Here is a 19,906-nt window from a genome sequence, read left to right as displayed (position 1 = left end):
CATGACCGAAGAAACCATCACCATCCCCAAGGGCTACTGGGCTGACGCCGATGGCGCGCTCATTCCCGTTTCGAAGATCAAGGACATCGACAAGGACCGCCACCGCACGGTGTCCGACCTGTGCGAAGCCGCGAAGAAGCAGCGCGACGAGCTGATCTCGTTCAAGTCGGCCGCGATGCTGGAGCTGGCGGACTTCATCGACCGCAGCCTGGCCGAGTACGACGTGAAGACCGGCGGCAAGAAGGGCAACGTCACGCTCTTTTCGTTCGATGGCCGCTACAAGGTGGTGCGCCAGGTGCAGGACACGCTGATGTTCGACGAGCGCCTCATGGCGGCCAAGGTGCTGATCGATGAATGCATCCAGGGCTGGAGCAAGGGCTCCAACGCGAACATCAAGGTGCTGGTCAACGACGCGTTCCAAGTCGACCAGCAGGGCAAGATCAACAAGGATCGCGTGCTCGGCCTGCGGCGGCTGAAGATCGAAGACGAGACGTGGCGCCGCGCCATGGACGCGATCAGCGACAGCATCAAGGTCGCCAGCTCCAAGCCCTATATCCGCTTCTACGAGCGCGATGCGTCGGGCGCCTACCGCCCCATCGTCCTCGACGTGGCGGCGCTCTGAGGGGGCAGCATGCATTTCGCTGAAATTTTCGGCGCTGCGTTCGGCCTGGCCGGCACCGTGCTGCTCGCGCTGCGCGGGCGGTGGGCCGGCTGGGGCTTCGTGGCCTACCTGGGCAGCAACGTCTCATGGCTGGTGTTCAGCCACGGCTTTGCGCACTGGGCCATGTTCGTCCAGTACCTGGGCTTCACGCTCACCTCGCTCCTCGGCATCTGGACCTGGATCGTGCACCCGTTCCTGCGCCGAGAGGAGACGGCCGAGGAGCGCACCGCCGCTCGGTCTCGCCGCGCCGCCGCGTACATCGACCACGCGCTGTGGGAAGACTCCCGCGTGCTCGACCAGCGCACGGACAAGCCGCGTGATGTGGTGGTGGTGTCGCGCGCTGCTCTGCATGCCATCTACGTGCAGGGCGAAGAGCAGGGCCGAGCGCTCGAGCGCGATCGGCAGGCAGGGGGTACGCGATGACGCGCGACGAAGCACTCAAGAAAATTAAAAAGTGCCTGGCGCTGGGCCGCAGCGCGAACGAGCACGAAGCGGCTGCGGCGCTGCGCCAAGCGCAAAAGCTCATGGAGCAGTTCGATCTGCGCGAGCAGGACATCTCCCTTGCGGACGTGAGCGAAGTGAAGGTGAAGGCCTGTTCCACCGCTGCCAACGCGTGGGAGCTGAGTCTGGTGGGCATGGTGGCAGACGCCTTCGGCTGCGAGCAGTTCGGCCATCTGGAGGGCCGCTACAACAGCGCAGGCAACTTCGTCCGCACGCGTCACTGGGTATTCGTCGGCATCGACGCCGCACCAACCGTGGCGGGCTACGCCTGTGAGGTGCTGCTGCGCCAGTGCGCTCGTGCCCGCCTGGCGCACATCGCCAAGCAGCCGAAGAACTGCAAGCCCATCACCAAGACAGCACGCGGCGACGCGTTCGCCTTGGGCTGGGTGGCCGCGGTGCGGGACAAGGTCAGTGCCTTCGCACGCCCTGCCGCCAATGAGGCCCTGCTGCTGGCCTACATCGAGCGCGAGCACGGCGAGCTGAAGCCGGGCAAGGTGCGCAACGTGACCAAGCGCCGCAAGGTGGACGGCCACCTGGCCGCGGGCTGGCGCGAAGGCCGCGACGCCAAGCTCCACCACGCTGTCGGCGGCGAGCCGGCAAGAGGGCTGCTGTCATGAGCGCACCCACCAAGAAGCAACTGGCCTCGCGCCACATTCGCCGCCTGCGCACGATGCGTGAGCAGATTCTCGACATGTCCCGTCAGTGGGAAGACCTCGATCAGTTCTGCGTCAACGAGCTGCAGGCCCTGGCAGACGCCGCGGAGGCCACCGCAGTAACCCTGCTGGATGACGATTCTTCGAAGGAGCTGTGATGAGCCGCACGCCCCCAAAACCCGTGCCCATGGCCTGCCTGACCATCGGCTACAACCACTACCTGCTACCAGCCGCGAAGGCGATCAAGGCCGCGGAAATCTTGCAGGACGCCTTCGACTGCGAGCACCACTACGACGACGGGGATTTCGTCTACGAAGTTGCCTCGACACAGCCGCGCGTGTCGTTCGCGCTGGTGCGCGCCAACCAGCTGCGCATGCCGCCGGGCGGGCTCATGCCCGACCCCAGCAAGCCCCTCCGGCTGCCGAGGTCGTGATGCCCTTTTACCGCCTGAAGACCGGCCTGGTGCATGTGCGGGGCACGAAGCTCCCACCGCCCTGCAGCGCGCGAGTGCTGGTGAAGGGCGAGCAGGTGCATTGCATGGCGCCCAGCGAATACCTGTGCGACGGCCCCAGCGCCGTCGAACCTCGCAGCACCTGCGACGCGGCGCTGTGCGAAGCCCATGCACACCGCATCGCCATCAACCGCCACCACTGCCCATCCTGCCACCTGGCGACCGGGCAGCGCAGCCTGTTCTCCTCCCTCGTTTAAAGCCATGGCACGCACCTTCGCATCCCACACGAACCGGCCCGCCGTGGAGGCCCAGCGCAAGCGCGACCTGGGCCTGATCCACCAGGGCAAGTCGGCACTGCATTGGTCCGACGACGACTACCGCTACCACCTCAAGCAGCTCACTGGCAAGACCAGCTCGAAAGACCTGGACCACGCCGCGCGCCGGAAGGTGCTGGCGCACATGGAGACGCTCGGCTTCAAGCCCAAGAGCACGTTCAAGCCTTTCGACCAGGCCGCGAAGATTCGATGGCTCTGGCGCAAGCTCGCCGAGGCCGGCGGCGTGCGCGATGCCAGCGACGCGGCGCTGCTGGCGTTCGTCGGGCGCACTGCGGGCATGGGCGTCGCCGATCTGAAGTTCCTTCCGGTCGCTCAGGCATCCACGGTGATCGAAGCGCTCAAGGCCTGGCTGGACCGCGCCAAACACGCACAGGGAGCCCCCCATGTCTGAGGTGCTCGACATCTTTTTCCGCTGGACCGGCATCACGTTCTGGTGCCTGGCCGTGGGCCTGCCTTCGTTGGCGTTTCTCCGCGCGCTCGCCGACCTGGTCGATTACCTGCGTTGGCTGCGCCACATCCACGGCCGTGAGCGAGCGAGCTGGCGTGCACTCGCGGGCATTGGCTGGCGCAGTCGCAGCGACTTCCTGCCCTTCGGGCGTTCGTTCACTTCCACTTCCATCGGACGTTTTTCCTGGCATGGCCTGCGCGACTGGCGCGAAGAAAGGAATTTTTAAATGGCCCACACTCACCCCACCGCTGCATCAACGGCACCCCAATCAGAAGCTCTGCGTTGCGCCGAATGGCTGGAACATATCGCCCAGGGTGGCGATGTCGTCACCATAGAGGAACTGGCACGGACGGCCGCAGCGGAGCTGCGCAGCCTGGACGCGCTCACCACGAACGGATTGGCCTGGGCGATCCATCGTTGGGAGGACGAGGTTAAGCATCGCCCGTTGATCAACGTCCACCGGCGATCTCTGGATGGCGCCTGGCGCCAGGTGGTGCGGTACTTCGGCGGGAGCCCGGAAACGCTCCTCGGTCCATCGCACGATGAGCTGGTCGCCGCGCCGCAGGCGGCCGAGCCCGCCCCAACCGAACCCGCGGCACCCGCAGAGGATGCTGACGGTCGGGCTTTCCGTGCAGCCGCGCGCCTCGGCCTCACGCTGCGCATGCACGGTGGCTGCGCGCAGTCTGGCATGCCGGGATCGCCCAGCGCGTACGAGGTGGTGGATGTCGCAGACCGAGCCGAGGCGATGCGTGAGGCAGTCGCGTGCGCCGAGGCGGTCATCGCCGCCGGGGGCGAGTCGCAACGGCTGCAACAGGCGTCCGCCGCCGCAGCAGCGCCTGCCCTGCTGGAGGGGCGGGCGCACCTGACCTATACGCTGACCGCGGAAAGCGGATACGAGCAGACGGGGGAGCACCACAACATCACGCCCGAGGTCTTCGGCGCGATGATCGCCGCGCTGCACTCTTCCACAGAGTTTACGAATGAGGTTTTGGCGACCGAGCATTCCACCGCTCTGGCGGAACACGCCGCGCGCTACGAATGGCTGCGCTCACGGGATCTGGACACCATTCAGAAGGGCGGCGTGTTCGCCGGCAAGACGCCCGACAACGTAGTGCTCAACGGTGCGGACCTCGACGCGGCAATCGACGCAGCTATAGCCGCGCAGCGCTGATCCCATGGACCGCCTGGCCCCCGCCATCGACACCGAGCTGCTGCCGCCCCTGCTGCAGGACTTCGTGCGCCTGATCGGCTTGGAGGCCACGCTCACCCTGGTGCGCGCCCATGGCGGGCTGCGCATCTTCATCCCCACACCAGCTCGCTGCAGGGAGGAGCATCCCTTCGCCCAGCTCATCGGGCTGGACAAGCTGCTCATCCTGGCCCGCGAGTACGGAGCCTCCAACCACTTCGCGCTCCCCAAGGCAGAGCGGGCGCTGCTGGCCGTGCGCGACGCCCGCATCGCCCACGCCTACGCCCACCACAAGACCGCCCGCGAGCTGGCGGCCGAGTTCCACCTGACCGAGCGTCACATCGAGCGCATCGTCGCTGCGGCCGGGGTCACGGCCCCGCGAGATCGGCAGCAGGGGACGCTGTTTTAAAAGGTCGCGCGGGGCTTTTTGCGTCCGACCTCATACATGGTCGGACGTCCACTGCGCTCTGTGGACAAGTACTCTAAGCCTTTGATTTTTTTCATTTTTCCTTGGTCGGACGCTGTTTTTCCCGTCCGACCAATGTGCGTCCGACCATAACGCCCCGGTATGGCACAGCCGGAGGCCGGAGCTGACGCCCATCCGTTCCGTGCTTTCCCAATGAAAACGCGCGCCAAGGGCTCGGGCTCGCTTCCTGGCACCCGAGGCCCACCCGGCCCCGGAAATCGCCCATTTCGGCCGTTTTGGCCCTACGACGTGCCCATTCCGCGCCAATCCGATCGTGACGCCACGGCAGGCCCCGATCGGCCGCAAATCCGCGCCAGCATTAGCGATCGACCAACTTATCCACAGGTCCGGGCAGTGCCATACCGGTCACCCCCCCATCCGAGACCCGCGACTGCGGGCCTGACGCTCAGTGCAGCAGCAATGCGAGCGTGGCGTCGAGGTGCTCGGTCGGCGGGCGGCGCAGCCCGCTGCGCGCATAGCGCTGCAGCCTGCCGCGCAGGAGGTCGCACAGCACGGCCGCGCGCACATGCGCATCGACCGTCGGGGTGGCGGAGCCGGCCGCTTCGGCGGCCCCCCGCAGGCACTGGCGCAGCGTGGATTCGATCCGGTCGAAGAACTGGCCCATGCGCTGCTGCAGCCGCTCGTGTTCGAAGACGAGCGCGTCGCCCACCATCACGCGCACCATGCCGGGATTGCGCTCGCCGAACTGCAGGACCATGGCCACCACGCGGGCGGCGCGGCGAGTCCCTTCCGTGGCATGGGGAGCATCCGGCATGTCGCGCTCCACGATCTGGGCGACGAGCGCGAAGACCGATTGCTCGATGAATTCGATGAGGCCTTCGAACATCTGCGCCTTGCTGGCGAAGTGCCGGTACAGGGCCGCCTCGCTCACCTCCAGCCGCGCAGCCAGGGCAGCCGTCGTGATCCGCTCGCCGCCGGGCTGCTCCAGCATGGCCGCCAGAGTCTGCAGGATCTGCACCCGCCGCTCACCCGGCTTGGGGCGCCGGCGGGCAGGTGCCGCAGGTGCCGCATCGCCGGCTTCCGCGCCGTCGTTGTTGGGATGGGAAAAGGATTCAGCCATGGCCGCAAATGTATGCAATTGATTCTCGCATACCGCCTCTGCCGCACGACCGCCGGCTCGCGCTCCACGCACCTATGCCGGAAGGGAAACGCTGGCACGCAGCCCCCGGCCCAGGCGTCCCGGGCGCAACTGCAGCGTCCCGCCGTGCCCGCGCGCGATCTCGTCGGCGATCGCCAGCCCCAGGCCGGTCCCCTCCCCCGCAGCGCCCGGAACCCGGTAGAACCGCTGCAGCACCTTGTTGCGCTCCGATTCGGCGATGCCGGGGCCGTCGTCCTCCACTTCCAGGATCGCGCAGCACGCTTCGCTGCCACCGGACCGCATCCCGCATCGCAAGGTGACACTGCCTCCCTCCGGCGTGTACCGGATGGCGTTGTCCACGAGGTTGGAAAGCAGCTCTCGCAACAGCCATCCGTGGCCGGGCACTCCGGCCGGCTCCACCTCCAGCCCCAGATCCAGCCCGCGGGCGGTGGCTGCGTCCAGGAAATCCTCCAGCAGGCTCTCGCAAAGCGCCTTGAGATCCACGCGGTGCTTGGGCTGGGCATCCACGCTGCCCGCATCGGCACGGGACAGGGCCAGCAACTGGTGCGCGAGCTTGGAGGTGCGGCGCGCCGCTTTGCGTAGCGCCTCGATGTCCTGCACGCCCAGGACAATGCCTCCCTGCACCAGTCCATCCCCGGCCCGGCCATGGTCCGCGGCCCGGGCGGCCAGCGCCCACGCCTCCACCTGGGCCTGCAGGCCCGCCAGCGGCGTTCGCAGCTGATGGGCCGCATCCGCGACGAAACGGCGCTGCCCCTCGGTCTGCGCATTGACCAGAACGAAGAGCCGGTTGAGCGAGCGCACCAGCGGGCGTACTTCGGCGGGCGAAGCCTCTTCCGGTATGGGGCTCAGGTCGCGCGGCGAACGGTGCTCGACGGCCTCGGCCAGATCCACCAGAGGCTTGAAAGCCTGGCGCACCGCCCAATGGATCGCCAACCCTGCCGCCGCGACCAGCACGAGATTGGGCAGCAACACCCGCAGCAGCATCTGCTGTCCCCACTGCTGGCGGCGATCCGACCCGTCGGCCAGCGCGACCACCAGTTCACCCGCCCCGGTACGGGTGCGCTGCACGGCGACGCGATAGATGACACTGTCATGCTCCACGCTGTGGAGCTCCGGCTCATGCGTGAGCGGCACCGCGCTGTACACCCAGTGGTCGCCGAGCAGGATGCGGCCCGAAAGATCCTGCACGCTGTAGCCCGCATAGCCGGCGTTCTGCCGCAGGAACTCCTCGACGGGTGGCGCCAGCAGGAGTACGGGGGGTTCCCCCTCGCGCCGGGACGGTGCGGCCACCGAATCGGCGAGCGCCGGCAGCAGCCGCACGAGGCGCTGGTCGTGCCGGCTGGCGGCCTCGTCCGCGGAGCGGTAGTCCAGCCAGGCCCCTGCCAATGCGAGAACGCACAGCGGCAGCACGAGAAAGAACAGCAGACGGTTGCGCAGCACCGATGTCATCGCACCAGACCTCCTCCATGGGGGCGGGGCCGCGCCAGGCGTGGCCGTCAGCCCTGCGCAGGCGCCAGCAACTCCAGCCGGTAGCCGAAGCCGCGGATGGAGCGCAGGGCCACGCCACCGGGCTCCAGCTTGCCACGCAGGCGGGACACATACACCTCCACGGCATTGGGCGTGATCTCCTTGTCCCAGCCGGTCAGCGCCTGGACCAGCTTTTCCTTGCTGGCCGGCTTGGGCGCGTGGATCAGCAGGTACTCCAGCACCGTCCACTCCCTCGGGCCGAGTTCGATGGGCTGGCGCAGCGCCGGCGCATCGCCGGTGGCCGGGACACGCAGGCTCGCGTGCCGCCCTGCCGTATCCAGTTCCAGCGGCCCGAAGCTCAGCACCGCGGTGGTCGCGGCATGCGAGCGGCGCAGCAACGCGCGAAGGCGTGCGAGCAGTTCGGGCAGCTCATAGGGCTTGACCATGTAATCGTCCGCCCCGAGGTCCAGCCCCTGGACCCGATCGTGCAGGGCATCGCGCGCCGTGAGGATGAGCACCGGCATGGATGGACTGGCCATCTCCGGCTCGCGCAGGCGGCGCGTCAGCTCCAGGCCGTCCATGCCCGGCAGTCCGATATCGATGATGGCGGCATCGAACGTCTCGCCGCGCAGCACCTCTTCCGCCCGCTCCCCACTGCCGACCCAGTCCACCGCGTAGCCCGCGTCGGTGAGGCCCAGCTTGATGCCGCTGGCCAGCATCACGTCGTCTTCGACGAGCAGCAGGCGCATGGAAGGAACAGCAGGCCCGCCGCCGCGCTCAATGGCTGCGGATCATCGTGCCGTAGGCCTGCTCGGTCAGGATCTCCAGCAGCATCGCGTGGGGCACGCGGCCGTCCACGATATGCACTGCATTGACGCCGCTCTTGGCCGCATCGATGGCGCCAGCGATCTTGGGCAGCATGCCTCCGGAAATCGTGCCGTCCACCACGAGTTCGTCGATCTCGCGCGCGGTCAGTTCCGGGATGAGCGCGCCGGACTTGTTGAGCACGCCCGGAATGTTGGTGAGCATCATGAGCTTCTCCGCCTTGAGCACCGTGGCCAGCTTGCTGGCGACCACGTCGGCGTTGATGTTGTAGCTCTCGTTTTCCTCGCCGAAACCGAGCGGGCTGATCACCGGGATGAAGGCATCGTCCTGAAGGGCCTTGACCACGCTGGGGTCGATGGACACGATGTCGCCCACCTGGCCGATGTCATGCTCCTTGCTCGGATCGTCCTTGTCCACCATCTTGAGCTTGCGTGCACGGATCAGCCCCCCGTCACGGCCCGTCAGGCCCACGGCCTTGCCGCCGGCCTGGTTGATCAGGCCCACGATGTCCTGCTGCACCTCGCCGGCCAGCACCCATTCGACCACCTCCATCGTCTCGGCATCGGTCACCCGCATGCCCTGGATGAAGTGTCCCTGCTTGCCCAGCCGCTTGAGCGCGGTCTCGATCTGGGGGCCTCCGCCATGCACCACCACCGGGTTCATGCCGACCAGCTTGAGCAGGACCACGTCTTCCGCGAAATCGGCCTGCAGCGCCGGATCGGTCATGGCATTGCCGCCGTACTTGATGACGATGGTCTTGCCGTGGAACTTGCGGATGTAGGGCAGAGCCTGAGCCAGGATCTCGGCCTTGTCCCGGGGGGCGATGGATTGCAGATCGGTCATGGAACGCTCGACGTGGAAAAAACAGGGCGGCAGTCAGTGGAGAAGTGCGCATTGTGCCCGCTCTGCCGCGCCTTGCGGCGCGCCGGGAGGCCACGCCCCGGCGCAGGCCGCTTCAGTGCCTCAGCCAGATGGGCACCTTGAACCGCACGATGGCCAGGTAGGCCGTCACGTAGGTCAGGCCGAACAGGCCGCAGAACACCATCAGCACCGGCGTATTGCTCCAGAACAGCACGGCCGGCACCACGGTGAGCATCGTGAAGCCCCAGAGATAGGGGGACGTGCGGTTGTTGCGCATGAGCACCCGCCGCGACTCGTCGTCGTGGAACACCCCGCGCACGATGCGCCGGTAGATGAGCTGGTGGAAATGAAGGGCATCGGCCACTCCCGGCGAAACGCCCCGCGCGAGCTTGCGGTAGCTGGAAAACACCGTCTCCCACACGGGGTACATCAGCAGCAGCATGGGAAACCAGGGGGACACGTCGCGGTTGCGCTGGACCAGCGCGATGCTGCTGAGCGCGATCATCACCCCCCATATGTAGGCGCCGCTGTCGCCCGCGAACAGCATGCCCCGCGGATAATTCCAGACGAGGAAGCCGACGGTGGCCGCCGCGGTGCAGATCAGCAGGGAAGCCAGGGCACGGTCGCCCACCTGCAGGCTCACATGCGCCAGCGCAAGGCAGACGATGAGCGCCACCATGCCGGCCAGCCCGTTGTAGCCGTCGATGATGTTGAAGGCGTGCGGCAGGCCCGCGACTGCCAGGACCACGATGCACATGCCCAGCCAGGGCATCTCCACCAGATGCGCGTCCAGCCAGGGCAGCCCCAGCCGGGGCACGTTCATGTTGAGCACCATCAGCGCGATCCCGCCGGACATCGCCGTGAGCAGCAGCCTGTAGCGGACGGGCAGGCGCTGCGTCATGTCCTCCGCCATGCCGCCGATGGCCGCCGGCAGCAGGCAGGCCATCCACCAGCCGACCCAGATGCCCAGCCGCAAGGATCCCGGATCGCCCCACAGGATCGACTGGAGCGCGCCCAGCGCCCAGCTGAGGACCATGCCGGCCAGCAACGCCGCCCCGCCCAGGCGGGGCACATCCCCCAGGTGGAAACGCTGCGGCATGGCATCGCCGTAGTTCGCGGCATGGCCTCGCCCCCAACGGACGATGCATGCAGCAGCGAGGGCCGTTGCCAGGAAACTGACCAGAGACAACCAGATCATGGGGCGCCGATCCTACGCGCTTGAGCGGTATCCGCCCGCAACAAAGGTCGCGCCCGGTGATACACAGGTGACGTCCATAGCCTCAACAGGCTCCGGACATGCCAGCCCAGATGGGCCAGCCGGTGCCGGCTGGCGCGCTGGCCGACATGGCCCACGCGCACCGGCACCCTGGCCAGCTTCCAGCCCATCAGGCGCAGGCGCAGGCAGAGATCCACGTCCTCGCAATACATGAAATAGCGCTCGTCGAACCCCCCTACCGCCTTCCAGGCAGCGGCGGGAAACACCAGGAAAGCCGCGTTCACCCAGTCCGCGCGGCGATCCGGCCGGTGGAGAATGCGCCGGCGCCAGAGGGCACCGGGCGTCGGCAGCTCCCGTTCGGAGTCCTGGACCTTGCCGCTGCCGTCCACCTGCTCGGGATAGGCGCAGCCGACACCCTGCTCCGATGCCGAGCGGAGCAACCGCTCGAACGGGTCAGTCCTCAGAAATGCGATGTCCGGATTGAGCACACCCACGAACGCCTCGGTGGCCCCGTCCAATGCCGCGTTGTGATTGGCGCCGAACCCCTGAGGCCGGGCATTGCTGCGGATGTCCAGCGTGAACGGCCAATCCATCTGCCCCGGCGGCAGCGGCGGAGCCGGCTCAGGTATGTTGAGAGTCAACACGACCCGTGTCACGCTCCCGGCGCACCAGCGGGCCATGCCGTGCAGCATGGCATGCAAAAGGGGGCCGTGGCCGTGGCTGACGACCGATACAGCCAGGCCGCCAGGTTGGGATGATGTTGTCATGAAGCGCGTATTGTCGTCTCCCGAGGCCGACACCTCTGTAGGAGACCGCTCACGCCACGTCCCAGGCAGCCCATCAGCGGGCCGTCATAATCCCTGGATGACTCAAACAATCGAGGATTTGCACGTCTATCTCCGCAGCATCCGCCCCGATGAGCGCACGTCCCTCTCGGTGCTGGCAGAGCAGGTACACCCCGGCGCAACGGTGCTGGACCTGGGGTGCGGCAGCGGCGCATTGGGCCAGTACCTCGCGCAAACCCGCAATGCCGTCAGCGACGGCGTGACCTGGAGCGAGGCCGAAGCCGGCCATGCACGTCCGCACTACCGCCGAGTCGTGGTCGATGATCTCGAAACATGCGATCTCGTTACCGTTTTTACCGGCCAGCACTATGACTATATCGTCTGCGCCGACGTCCTGGAACACCTGCGCCGCCCCGAGCACGTGCTGCAGCAATGTCGCCACCTGCTGGCCCCTGCGGGACGCGTGCTGATTTCGGTCCCGAATGCCGGCTATTGCGGGCTCGTGGCCGAGTTGCTGCAGGGGGAGTTCCGTTACCGGGAAGAAGGCCTGCTGGACCGCACCCACCTGCGCTTCTTCACCCGGCGCTCCCTGGCCCGGTTCCTGGGCGAACAGGCCTGGGCCCTGGAAGACATCGACACCATCCACCGGGAGATCCCGGAATCCGAATTCGACGCCGCCTTCGACAAGCTCCCGCCCGCAGTGGCCCGGCACTTGCTCGCCACGCCGGACGCCATGGCCTACCAGTTCATCGCCAGGGCCCAACCGGCAGCCGAAGCGGTGGCCAACGACGGGGCGGGCGCAGGCCATGGCGCGGAGCCCGCCCGGGCGCTTTTCACCGCCCAGCTCTACTGGGGCACCCGGCAAGGATTCGCTGAAGATCAGAAACTCACTGCCCGTGGAACGATCGGCGAGCACCGCCAGACCCTGCGCTTCGATCTCCCGGCCTCCGCCGAGCCCATCACCCAGTTGCGCCTAGACCCTGCAGACCGGCCCGGCTTCCTGCATTTGCACGGGATCACGCTGCGCGCGCCGGACGGCAGCCCCGCATGGACATGGCAAGCCGACACCTCCTCGCGCACCGTGATGGAGCAACAGCCGCAGCAACAGATGGCCTGGAACCTCCAGACCCTTCCTGCCGCCGCGGCAGCCAGTCTGGTGCTGCTCACCGGGGACGACCCGTGGATGCAGTTGCCGGTTCCACCGGAAGCGCTGGCCGCCGCGCGCGCCCTTCCCGGCAATGCCTGCCTGGAAGTGGAGCTGGGCTGGCCCATGTCGGCCGACTATCTGGCGCTTTCGGGCGCTGTTCGACCATTGCAGGACCAGATCGTCCAACTGAAGGACGAGCACCATGCCACGCAGGTCAGGATGAACACCGAGTTGGAGGTTGCGCGCAATGCCTGGGCGGAGGAACGCCAGGCGATGGAAGGCTGGAACCAGACGCTGGAATCGGAGCGCAGCGCCCTCCAGCAGGTACACACCAAAGTACTGCAGCAACGCAACGAACTGCAGCAGCAGGTCTCCCAGTCCCTGCGCGACATCACGCGGCTGCAGCATGAACTGGGCTGCATGCGCCGTGACTTCAATTCGCTCTCCAGCCACCTGCACTCCATCGAAAACTCCACCGTGTTCCGCGCCACGCGCCCCATCGTCCACGCCAAGATGCGCCTCGACAGAATCCTGGGCCGCGCGCCGCGCGCCGTGGAGCCGGTCCGCCACATTCCCGTTCCCGTCACGCCCCCCGCCCACCCCGTCGACGTCATCGTGCCCGTCTACCGCGGATTGGCCGACACCCGGCTGTGCGTGGAATCGGTACTGGCCAGCAGCTGCCGCACGCCCTATCGCCTCGTCGTCATCAACGACTGCAGTCCCGAGCCCGAAGTCACGGCCTGGCTGCGTGAACGGGCAGCAGGGGACGATCGCATCCTGCTGCTCGAGAACGAGGAAAACCTCGGTTTCGTCGGTACGGTCAACCGGGGCATGGCGCTGAGTGGCAGCAACGACGTGCTGCTGCTCAACAGCGACACGGAAGTCGCCAACGACTGGCTCGACCGCATCCGCCAGGCCGCCTACGGCGACGCTAAGGTCGCCTCCGTCACGCCGTTCTCCAACAACGCGACGATCTGCAGCTACCCGCGCTTCTGCAAGGACAACGACCTTCCCCCGGGCTATGACACGGCGCGCCTGGACGCCCTGTGCGCCAGGACGAATCCTGGCGCCGTGGTCGATGTGCCGACGGGCGTGGGGTTCTGCATGTATATCCGGCGGGACTGCCTGCAGCAGGTCGGCCTCTTCGACACCGAACACTTCGGCAAGGGCTACGGTGAAGAGAACGACTTCTGCCAGCGCGCCCAGGCTGCCGGCTGGCGCAACCTGCACCTGCTGGACACCTTCGTGCTGCATACCGGCGGCGTGAGCTTCGGCGACAGCAAGAGCCCCCGCGAACTGGCCGCCATGGAGATCCTGCGTCGCCTGCACCCGAACTACGACCGCGACGTGCATGCCTTCGTGCGCACCGATCCTGCGGCGCCCTACCGGCTGGCGCTCGACGCGGCACGCATCACGGAGGCCGGCCAACCGCTGGTGCTGGCCGTGCTGCACGACCGCGCGGGCGGTACGGTGCGCCATGTCCGGGAACTGGCATCCCACCTGGGCGGACAGGCGCAGTTCCTCACGCTGACGCCGGCGCACGGCCACAGCGTCAAGTTGCGCATGGCGAGCGAAGAGGAAGGGTTCGAACTGGCGTTCCGGCTGAACGACCAATACGACGCACTGATCGACGTGCTGCGCCGCCTGGGCGTGAGCCATGTGCACTTCCACCATCTGCTGGGCCATGGCCAGGAAGTGCGCAATCTACCCCATCTGCTGGGCGTGGCCTACGACTTCACCGCACACGACTACTACAGCTATTGCACCCACATCTCCATGACCGGTACCGGCCACCGGTATGCCGGGGAGACCGGGCCGGGCCAGTGCCAGTGCTGCCCCGCCGACATGCAAGCGCCGACCGGTGGCACGGTGGCCCAATGGCGCCAGGCCAATGCCCGCCTGCTGGATGGCGCACGCTACGTGCTCGCCCCGAGCCAGGATACGGCCCGCCGCATCGCGGCGTTCGCGCCCCATGCGCGGGTACTCGCCGTGCCGCACACCGACATGCCGGAAGCCTCCGCGCTGCCGGTGCCAGCGCCCCGCCCGCTGCCGGAAGGCCGCAGGCTGAAGGTGGCGGTCATCGGCGCGCTCAGCGCCATCAAGGGTGCGGACCTCCTGGAGGCCGTCGCCATCGAAGCCGCGCGCCGCAATGCGCCCGTGGATTTGCATCTCATCGGTTACGGCTATCGCAGCCTGCAGACCCAGCCCCGCGCGCACCTCACCGTGCACGGCGAATACGCCGAAAAAGACCTGCCACAACTGCTGGAGTGGCTGCAACCGGACATCGTGTGGTTCCCGGCCCAGTGGCCAGAGACCTACAGCTACACGCTCAGCGCCGCACTCCTCGCGGGACTGCCCGTGGCCGTTCCGGACATCGGCGCATTCCAGGAGCGTGTCGTCGGCCGCCCCTGGAGCTGGGTGCGCCCCTGGGATGCCACGGCGCCCCAATGGCTGGCCTGGTTCGACGAGATCCGCAGCATGCACTTCGCGACCGGCGAAGCACCTGCATTGCCGCAGCCGGTGCCCCTGCCCGACGGCATGGAAGGCCAGGCCGCGCCGGCAGATTTCCGTTATGACACCGATTACCTGTCGGGCGTCACGCCCGTGGTGCCGTCGCAACCGCTTTCCCTGGAGGAACTGCAGCGCCTCCAGCCCCAGGAAACCACCACGGCGGCCGCGAAATCGGGCCTGCTCTCGGCAGTGGTGTACCTCCGCTCGCTGCCGGTCCTGCGCGGCGTGGCGCGGCGCATCCCGGTCCATTGGCAGCGCCGCGTGAAGAACTGGCTGCAGGCATGAACTGAACGGCAGGCCGAGGCGAGCCAAGCCCGCCCGGCCTGCCGCCATCCGCTGCCACGAGCCGGCAGGCCTCAGCGCCCCAGCAACAGGAAGATCTCGTTATTGAGCAGCCATTCCGGCGGATACTTGCCGCGCAGCTCCTCGGGGATCTCCATCTGCAGGCTCCGGCGTTCCTGCCGGACCACGTGGAAACCGGCCTCCGCCGTCAGGCCGACCAGTTCGTCCGCCGTGAGACGGTTCAAGGCCCGGTACTCATTGAAGACGAAGCGCTTGTAGCCCTCCGGACCGAAATCCGCAAAACCGAAGTCGGTTTCGGCGGCGTCGATCGGTCCCTCGTGCGTTCGCACGATCTCCCACAATTCTTCTTCGCTCACCAGCAGATGGTGCCATGGCACCTCGTCGTAGCGGCGCAGGTGCGATCCATACGGCGAATAGAACAGCGGTTCGATCTGGATGAAGAAAAATCCCCCGGGACGCAGGCAGGCGTGCAGGTCCTTCAGGATGGGCAGCAGTTGGCCGCGGTCCACGTGCTCGAAGGTGGACCAGCTCATGATCCCGTCCACGGGGGCCTGCCGGCCCGCCAGCGGCGCACCGGGCTGGATGGTTTCGAATGTGAGCGCCGCAGGGATACGCGACATGCCCAGTTGCTCTCGCGCGATGCGCGGCAGTTTCCGGTACTCCTGGCGGATGTCCACCCCATGGATGTTCGTGGCACCGTGCCTCAGGACCAGCGCGAGATCCGTGATGCCATCGCCGCAACCGAAATTCAGCAGTCTGGACTTGGGCAGATCCAGAACACCTCCAACCCAGTCGTGAACGACATCCGCCGCGTAACCGAAATGCGCGCGGAACCATTCGTCCGTGATCCGTTCGCCATCCCACGGGGCCAGCCCCCAGAGACGCTCCTTCCATCGAGTCATCCAGTTCATGGATTCACCGCCTTTTCCTCCATCGGGTTGCTCCCGCCATCGGCACGCGCGCGAAAAAAGCGCGGCGCTTCCGTCCACAAATGCCACGCGGCAGGCCGTTGCCTGAGCAGTTCGTCGAAGTGCCCGAAAACCCGGTCGGTCAGCTCCTGAGGATCACTGCACGTACCGAGCGGTACGATCCTGAGCTTCCTGCGTCCCGACTGCAAATCGACGCCCATGTAGAAAACAGTCGTCGGCAGCAAGCGATCCACCGCCATCTGCGGCAGGACGGCCGGCACGCTGACGGGTTGACCCAGGATGATCGTGGTCCGCGTGACGTTGACCTGGTCTTCCGGCACGTCGATCACCACCACCACCTGTTCTTCGCGCCCAAGCGCCTGCCGGACGCCTTCCATGCCGCCAGGCACGAAGACCACCGGGCGGTTCAACGCCATCTCGACCGAGCGCATGCGCGCGCGCACGTACCGGCCGAACACCCATCGGCCAATGAAATCGCGCCCGCCAGGAGCGGCCAGCACCATATTGCCCTGCATGCCCTCCGCGGATGCATGGCACAGCGCCCACATCCCGGCGCCCCAGTGGAAGGTAAGCAGCAGTCCCGCCTTTCCAGCCCCTGACCATGCACCGTCCACCTCCACATGGCGCCGCATCCAGGCCGGTGAGCGCGTGCGGAAAAGGTAATGGTCCGCATGGTCCAGCAAGGTCACCAGCCTGCGCTCCGCCAGCCAATCGTCGGCAGGAACGCGTACCCATCCCCGTGAGCTGGCCTGCGCGAACGCTGCCTCGCAGGCGCCACGGTAAAGCCACCGCCATCGGGCCATGCGGCGAAACAGGCGAAAGCACACGGGCCACGGCAGCACGGCCGCGAGCCCCGGCAGCAGCACCACCTCCAGCACATCCCGGCTTTCCCTTTTCCACCGCGACCAGGCGCGGGCCCAACGTGTAGTCACCAACTCATTCCCAGCGGTGCGGCAGACGGACAAGGCCCGGCATGGGCTTTGGAAAAGAAAAATGGAAATGCAGGAACTGGAACCATTCGTCATACACCACCAGTCCCGTCTCGTCGAAGAGATAGACACTGATGACGTAGTCGCCCGTATGGAGCGGCAACTCGGGGAAGGTCAGGACCGACCGCCAGGAGCCGTCCTCCAGCCGGACCGGCTCCGCGCCCTCTTCATGGGTGCCCAGCGAGGTGATGCCCACGCCTCGGGACTGCTCGATCATGAAGCCGATGTTCGGACGCTCGTCCCCGCGCCCACGCACCACAATGGACACCACCAGGTCGCTGCTCCGCAACGTACCGGGCCGCTCGCCCTGCGGCTCGGCGAGATCCTTGACATCCACGGAAACGATACAGGCACTGCCGGAGTCTCCGCCAGCGGCGCGTTCCCGCCGCGCATGGCCCTCTCCGGCAACGGAGGGCATTGATTCGCCGGGCGGCGCCAGAGACGGGGCAGGCTCCGCCCCCTGTGGGAGCATCTCCTGGGGCTGGCCGTCACGCAGCCGGGTGTGCAGATCGTAGGCGGCCAGCACGGGCTCCGTCGGCCCGAACTGCTCCACGCAGCCATCCTTCAGCCACAAGGCCACGTCGCACAGATGCCGTATGTGATAGGGACTGTGGGAGCAGAACAGGATGGTGCAGCCTGCATCGCGGAAGGCCATGATGCGATCCACGCATTTCTTCTGGAAATGCTGGTCTCCCACCGCCAGTGCCTCGTCGATGATGAGCACGTCAGGCTGCACTGCCGTGACCAGCGCAAACGCGAGGCGCACTGCCATGCCCGAGGAGTAGGTCTTCACGGGCCGGTCCAGCGCATGGCCAAGCTCACTGAACTCGATGATTTCGGGCTCCAGCCGCTGCATCGTCTCCCGGTCGATGCCTATCAGGCTGCCGCCGAAGTACAGATTGTCCCGTCCGCTGAAGTCTGGATGGAAGCCGGCACCGAGCTCCAGAATGGCCGTCACCCGCCCTACGCGCTCGATCGAACCGGTCGATGGCTGAAGCGTTCCGGCCAGCAGTTTCAGCAGCGAACTCTTGCCGGCACCATTGTCACCAATCACGCCGATACACTGGCCACGCCGCAATTCGAAGGACACATCCTTCAGCGCCCAGTGGCTGCGGTGGTGGGAACGGCCGGTGATGAGCGACTTGAGGCGCTGGCGGGGAGACGCATAGATGCGGTACTCCTTGCCCAGATTCTTCACCTGCAGCACTGTCTCGGACGATGTCTGCAGCGGGCTCATAGCCAATCCACCAGTTGGTCGCGGCTGCGCCGGACAACCACATTCAAAGCCATGGCCACCACCACGAGCCATGCAGCGCCCGCCAGCCAGACACCCGCCGGAGGCCAGTCTCCCAGCAGCAGTACCTGCTGGTACCCGATGACCAGGGCCGTCATGGGATTGAGCCACAGCACCCAGCGCCAGTTCTCCGGAAACATGGACAGCGGGAAAAGAATCGGTGTGAGGTAGATCCCCACGGACAGAAGAAAGCCCACGATCTGCACCGTATCGCGCAACGCCGCCGCGAGAATCGCGAGCAGGTACCCGATGAGCAGGCAGAGAAGCAGCTGCAGCGCCAGCAGAGGAACCATTGCCAGAAGGGCCGGCCGCACGCCGTGCAGCGGGGTATAGACCAGCGCGACCAGCACCAGCAGGGGTCCGAAGATGACGCCGCTGGCCAGCACGGCCCGTGTCGTGAAGAGCACGGGCGGCAAGGGGTTCTTCTGCAGCATTCCGCCCGCCTCGATCAGGCTGTTCATGCCCCGGGACACGGCATCGCAGAACGCCATCCATGGCAATGCGCCCACGACCAGGAAGGTGCCCACGGCATGCGTGGGCGCTCCGCTGCCCAGTCGCATGGAGAACACCACGTCGAAAACGAGATAGTAGGCCGCGACGGTCAGCAGAGGCTGCAAGTAAGGCCACAGGATTCCGACGGCGGTGCCCGCATGGCGTGCCGCCACCTCGCGCAGGGTCAACACCCATACCAGAGAGCGGGCGCTCCAGATGGCGCGCCACTCGTTCCGCAAAGTCTGCATGAAGAAAACCATCAGCGGCGGGCGCTGCCCGCCAGGCAACGGCACAGACCCCGAATGGCCTGTGCCCCGAACACAAACGCAGAGCTTACGCGTTACGGGGCCGTCTTCACCGGCTGCGGGTTGTAGCCAGCTGCAAAAGCTTCGATGGCTTCCTTGTTGATTTTTGCTTCCTTCTGCATTGCCTGCGCGTCGGCAACGCGCGCTTCCTGCTGCACGTTCGCACGGACTTCCTGCATCAGTTCGCTGCGCACCTCATCGAAGCTGCGCGTTCTCGGGGCATGGCGGCCTTCGAGTTGCAGGATGTGATAGCCGAACTTGCTCTCCACGATGCCGCTCAACTCTCCTGGCTTGGTCAAGGCGAATGCCGCCTTGTCAAATTCGGGAACCATCTTTCCAGCCTCAAAGAAGCCCAGATCACCGCCCTTCGCGGCACTGCCCTTGTCCGCGGAACGCTCCTTGGCCAGTTGCGCGAAGTCCGCGCCGCCCTTGAGTTCCTGCTCGATCTTCTCGATCTGCGCACGGGAATCCGCCCCCTTGCCTGCAATCAGGATGTGCCGCACCTGCACCTGCTCAGGTACCTTGAAGCGTTCCGGCTTGGCCTTGTAGATATTGCGGGCCAGACCTTCGGCAGCCGAGTCCGAAAGCATGTTGTCCTTGTCCACCTTGGCCAGGTAGGCATCGGACAGCACCTTGTCGCGCGCTACACGCAATGCAGCCGCGACCTCTGGATCCTTCTCCAGTCCAGCAGCTTCGGCGCGCTGCGCCATGGCGCGACGTGCATACAGGTTGGACGCGATCTGGGTCACTGTCTGTGGACGGGACAGCACCGTATCGCGCATTTCCGGAGGCATGCGCAGTGCATCGGCCCGCATATCGCTGCTGTCGATCGCGATGTGCGGCCCCTGGATCAGCACGGTTTCCTGGGCATGGGCAGACAACATCAATGCGGAGAGCATGGCACCGGCGCAGAGGCGGAAAGCGGAACGTTTCATGTATGAGTCAACCATCAGTAAAAATA

22 protein-coding genes are annotated in these 19,906 nt (G+C 66.6%); 11 read left to right on the top strand and 11 right to left on the bottom strand.

The window, feature by feature from the left end:
- Position 1: 1 nt before the first annotated feature.
- From BLR99_RS00770 to BLR99_RS00725, 10 genes are read left to right on the top strand one after another with little or no spacing between them, the layout of a single operon-like run.
- A complete protein-coding gene (locus tag BLR99_RS00770) occupies positions 2-622 on the top strand; it encodes a DUF3164 family protein (protein ID WP_074686582.1) in 621 nt (206 codons plus the stop codon).
- A 9-nt stretch (positions 623-631) separates the two neighbouring features.
- Positions 632-1,084: a hypothetical protein gene (locus BLR99_RS00765; RefSeq protein ID WP_074686580.1), complete on the top strand. Its 453-nt coding sequence runs from the start codon at positions 632-634 to the stop codon at positions 1,082-1,084.
- Positions 1,081-1,779, top strand: coding sequence for a DUF2786 domain-containing protein (locus BLR99_RS00760; protein WP_074686578.1), 699 nt, complete (start codon positions 1,081-1,083; stop codon positions 1,777-1,779). The genes BLR99_RS00765 and BLR99_RS00760 overlap by 4 nt, the downstream gene beginning before the upstream one ends.
- Positions 1,776-1,973, top strand: a complete 198-nt coding sequence (locus BLR99_RS22360) for a hypothetical protein (RefSeq protein ID WP_139160118.1) — start codon at positions 1,776-1,778, stop codon at positions 1,971-1,973. The genes BLR99_RS00760 and BLR99_RS22360 overlap by 4 nt, the downstream gene beginning before the upstream one ends.
- Positions 1,973-2,248 carry a hypothetical protein gene (locus BLR99_RS00755; RefSeq protein ID WP_074686576.1) on the top strand — a complete coding sequence of 92 codons (276 nt, stop codon included), beginning with the start codon at positions 1,973-1,975 and terminating at the stop codon, positions 2,246-2,248. Before BLR99_RS22360 ends, BLR99_RS00755 begins: the two co-directional genes overlap by 1 nt.
- Entirely contained in the window at positions 2,248-2,523 is a 276-nt protein-coding gene (locus BLR99_RS00750; RefSeq protein ID WP_074686574.1) for a hypothetical protein, read from the top strand. The genes BLR99_RS00755 and BLR99_RS00750 overlap by 1 nt, the downstream gene beginning before the upstream one ends.
- A gap of 4 nt (positions 2,524-2,527) precedes the next feature.
- On the top strand, positions 2,528-2,992 hold the full coding sequence (locus BLR99_RS00745; RefSeq protein WP_074686572.1) for a regulatory protein GemA: 465 nt from the start codon (positions 2,528-2,530) through the stop codon (positions 2,990-2,992).
- Complete coding sequence (locus tag BLR99_RS00740) at positions 2,985-3,275, top strand: hypothetical protein (protein ID WP_139160117.1); 291 nt, start codon at positions 2,985-2,987, stop codon at positions 3,273-3,275. Before BLR99_RS00745 ends, BLR99_RS00740 begins: the two co-directional genes overlap by 8 nt.
- Entirely contained in the window at positions 3,276-4,220 is a 945-nt protein-coding gene (locus tag BLR99_RS22355) for a hypothetical protein (RefSeq protein WP_139160116.1), read from the top strand.
- Positions 4,221-4,224: 4 nt separating this feature from the next.
- On the top strand, positions 4,225-4,644 hold the full coding sequence (locus tag BLR99_RS00725; protein ID WP_074686564.1) for a Mor transcription activator family protein: 420 nt from the start codon (positions 4,225-4,227) through the stop codon (positions 4,642-4,644).
- Between the two features lie 463 nt (positions 4,645-5,107).
- Here the strand turns inward: BLR99_RS00725 and slmA are convergent, their stop codons facing one another.
- The 6 genes from slmA to BLR99_RS00695 all read right to left on the bottom strand — a co-directional run bounded on the left by slmA (position 5,108) and on the right by BLR99_RS00695 (position 10,882).
- On the bottom strand, positions 5,108-5,782 hold the full coding sequence (gene slmA / locus BLR99_RS00720; RefSeq protein ID WP_011797151.1) for a nucleoid occlusion factor SlmA: 675 nt from the start codon (positions 5,780-5,782) through the stop codon (positions 5,108-5,110).
- Positions 5,783-5,854: 72 nt separating this feature from the next.
- The gene (locus tag BLR99_RS00715) at positions 5,855-7,270 is read right to left on the bottom strand and encodes a sensor histidine kinase (RefSeq protein WP_074686562.1); all 1,416 of its coding nucleotides are present in this window, start codon (positions 7,268-7,270) and stop codon (positions 5,855-5,857) included.
- A gap of 47 nt (positions 7,271-7,317) precedes the next feature.
- Entirely contained in the window at positions 7,318-8,037 is a 720-nt protein-coding gene (locus BLR99_RS00710) for a response regulator (RefSeq protein ID WP_017437886.1), read from the bottom strand.
- Positions 8,038-8,065: 28 nt separating this feature from the next.
- Positions 8,066-8,956, bottom strand: coding sequence for an acetylglutamate kinase (gene argB / locus BLR99_RS00705; RefSeq protein WP_011797154.1), 891 nt, complete (start codon positions 8,954-8,956; stop codon positions 8,066-8,068).
- A gap of 112 nt (positions 8,957-9,068) precedes the next feature.
- On the bottom strand, positions 9,069-10,172 hold the full coding sequence (locus BLR99_RS00700) for a glycosyltransferase family 4 protein (protein ID WP_074686560.1): 1,104 nt from the start codon (positions 10,170-10,172) through the stop codon (positions 9,069-9,071).
- A complete protein-coding gene (locus tag BLR99_RS00695) occupies positions 10,169-10,882 on the bottom strand; it encodes a glycosyltransferase family protein (RefSeq protein WP_074686558.1) in 714 nt (237 codons plus the stop codon). The genes BLR99_RS00700 and BLR99_RS00695 overlap by 4 nt, the downstream gene beginning before the upstream one ends.
- A gap of 172 nt (positions 10,883-11,054) precedes the next feature.
- Between BLR99_RS00695 and BLR99_RS00690 the strand changes: the two genes are divergently transcribed.
- A complete protein-coding gene (locus BLR99_RS00690) occupies positions 11,055-14,918 on the top strand; it encodes a methyltransferase domain-containing protein (RefSeq protein WP_074686556.1) in 3,864 nt (1,287 codons plus the stop codon).
- Positions 14,919-14,989: 71 nt separating this feature from the next.
- Here the strand turns inward: BLR99_RS00690 and BLR99_RS00685 are convergent, their stop codons facing one another.
- From BLR99_RS00685 to BLR99_RS00665, 5 genes are all read right to left on the bottom strand, one after another.
- On the bottom strand, positions 14,990-15,847 hold the full coding sequence (locus tag BLR99_RS00685) for a class I SAM-dependent methyltransferase (RefSeq protein ID WP_074686554.1): 858 nt from the start codon (positions 15,845-15,847) through the stop codon (positions 14,990-14,992).
- On the bottom strand, positions 15,844-16,743 hold the full coding sequence (locus tag BLR99_RS00680; RefSeq protein WP_233427194.1) for a hypothetical protein: 900 nt from the start codon (positions 16,741-16,743) through the stop codon (positions 15,844-15,846). The genes BLR99_RS00685 and BLR99_RS00680 overlap by 4 nt, the downstream gene beginning before the upstream one ends.
- A 58-nt stretch (positions 16,744-16,801) precedes the next feature.
- Positions 16,802-18,091 (bottom strand): ABC transporter ATP-binding protein, encoded by a 1,290-nt coding sequence (locus BLR99_RS00675; RefSeq protein ID WP_011797160.1) that lies wholly within the window; start codon positions 18,089-18,091, stop codon positions 16,802-16,804.
- Positions 18,088-18,888: an ABC transporter permease gene (locus BLR99_RS00670; protein WP_041828224.1), complete on the bottom strand. Its 801-nt coding sequence runs from the start codon at positions 18,886-18,888 to the stop codon at positions 18,088-18,090. The genes BLR99_RS00675 and BLR99_RS00670 overlap by 4 nt, the downstream gene beginning before the upstream one ends.
- Before the next feature lie 92 nt (positions 18,889-18,980).
- On the bottom strand, positions 18,981-19,880 hold the full coding sequence (locus BLR99_RS00665) for a peptidylprolyl isomerase (RefSeq protein ID WP_011797162.1): 900 nt from the start codon (positions 19,878-19,880) through the stop codon (positions 18,981-18,983).
- Positions 19,881-19,906 lie beyond the last annotated feature (26 nt).

Origin of the sequence: Paracidovorax citrulli (genome assembly GCF_900100305.1) — a bacterium.
Lineage (GTDB): Bacteria > Pseudomonadota > Gammaproteobacteria > Burkholderiales > Burkholderiaceae_C > Paracidovorax > Paracidovorax citrulli.
The sequence above is the reverse complement of the archived record's forward strand: the minus strand, read 5'-3'. Positions and strand labels throughout refer to the sequence as shown.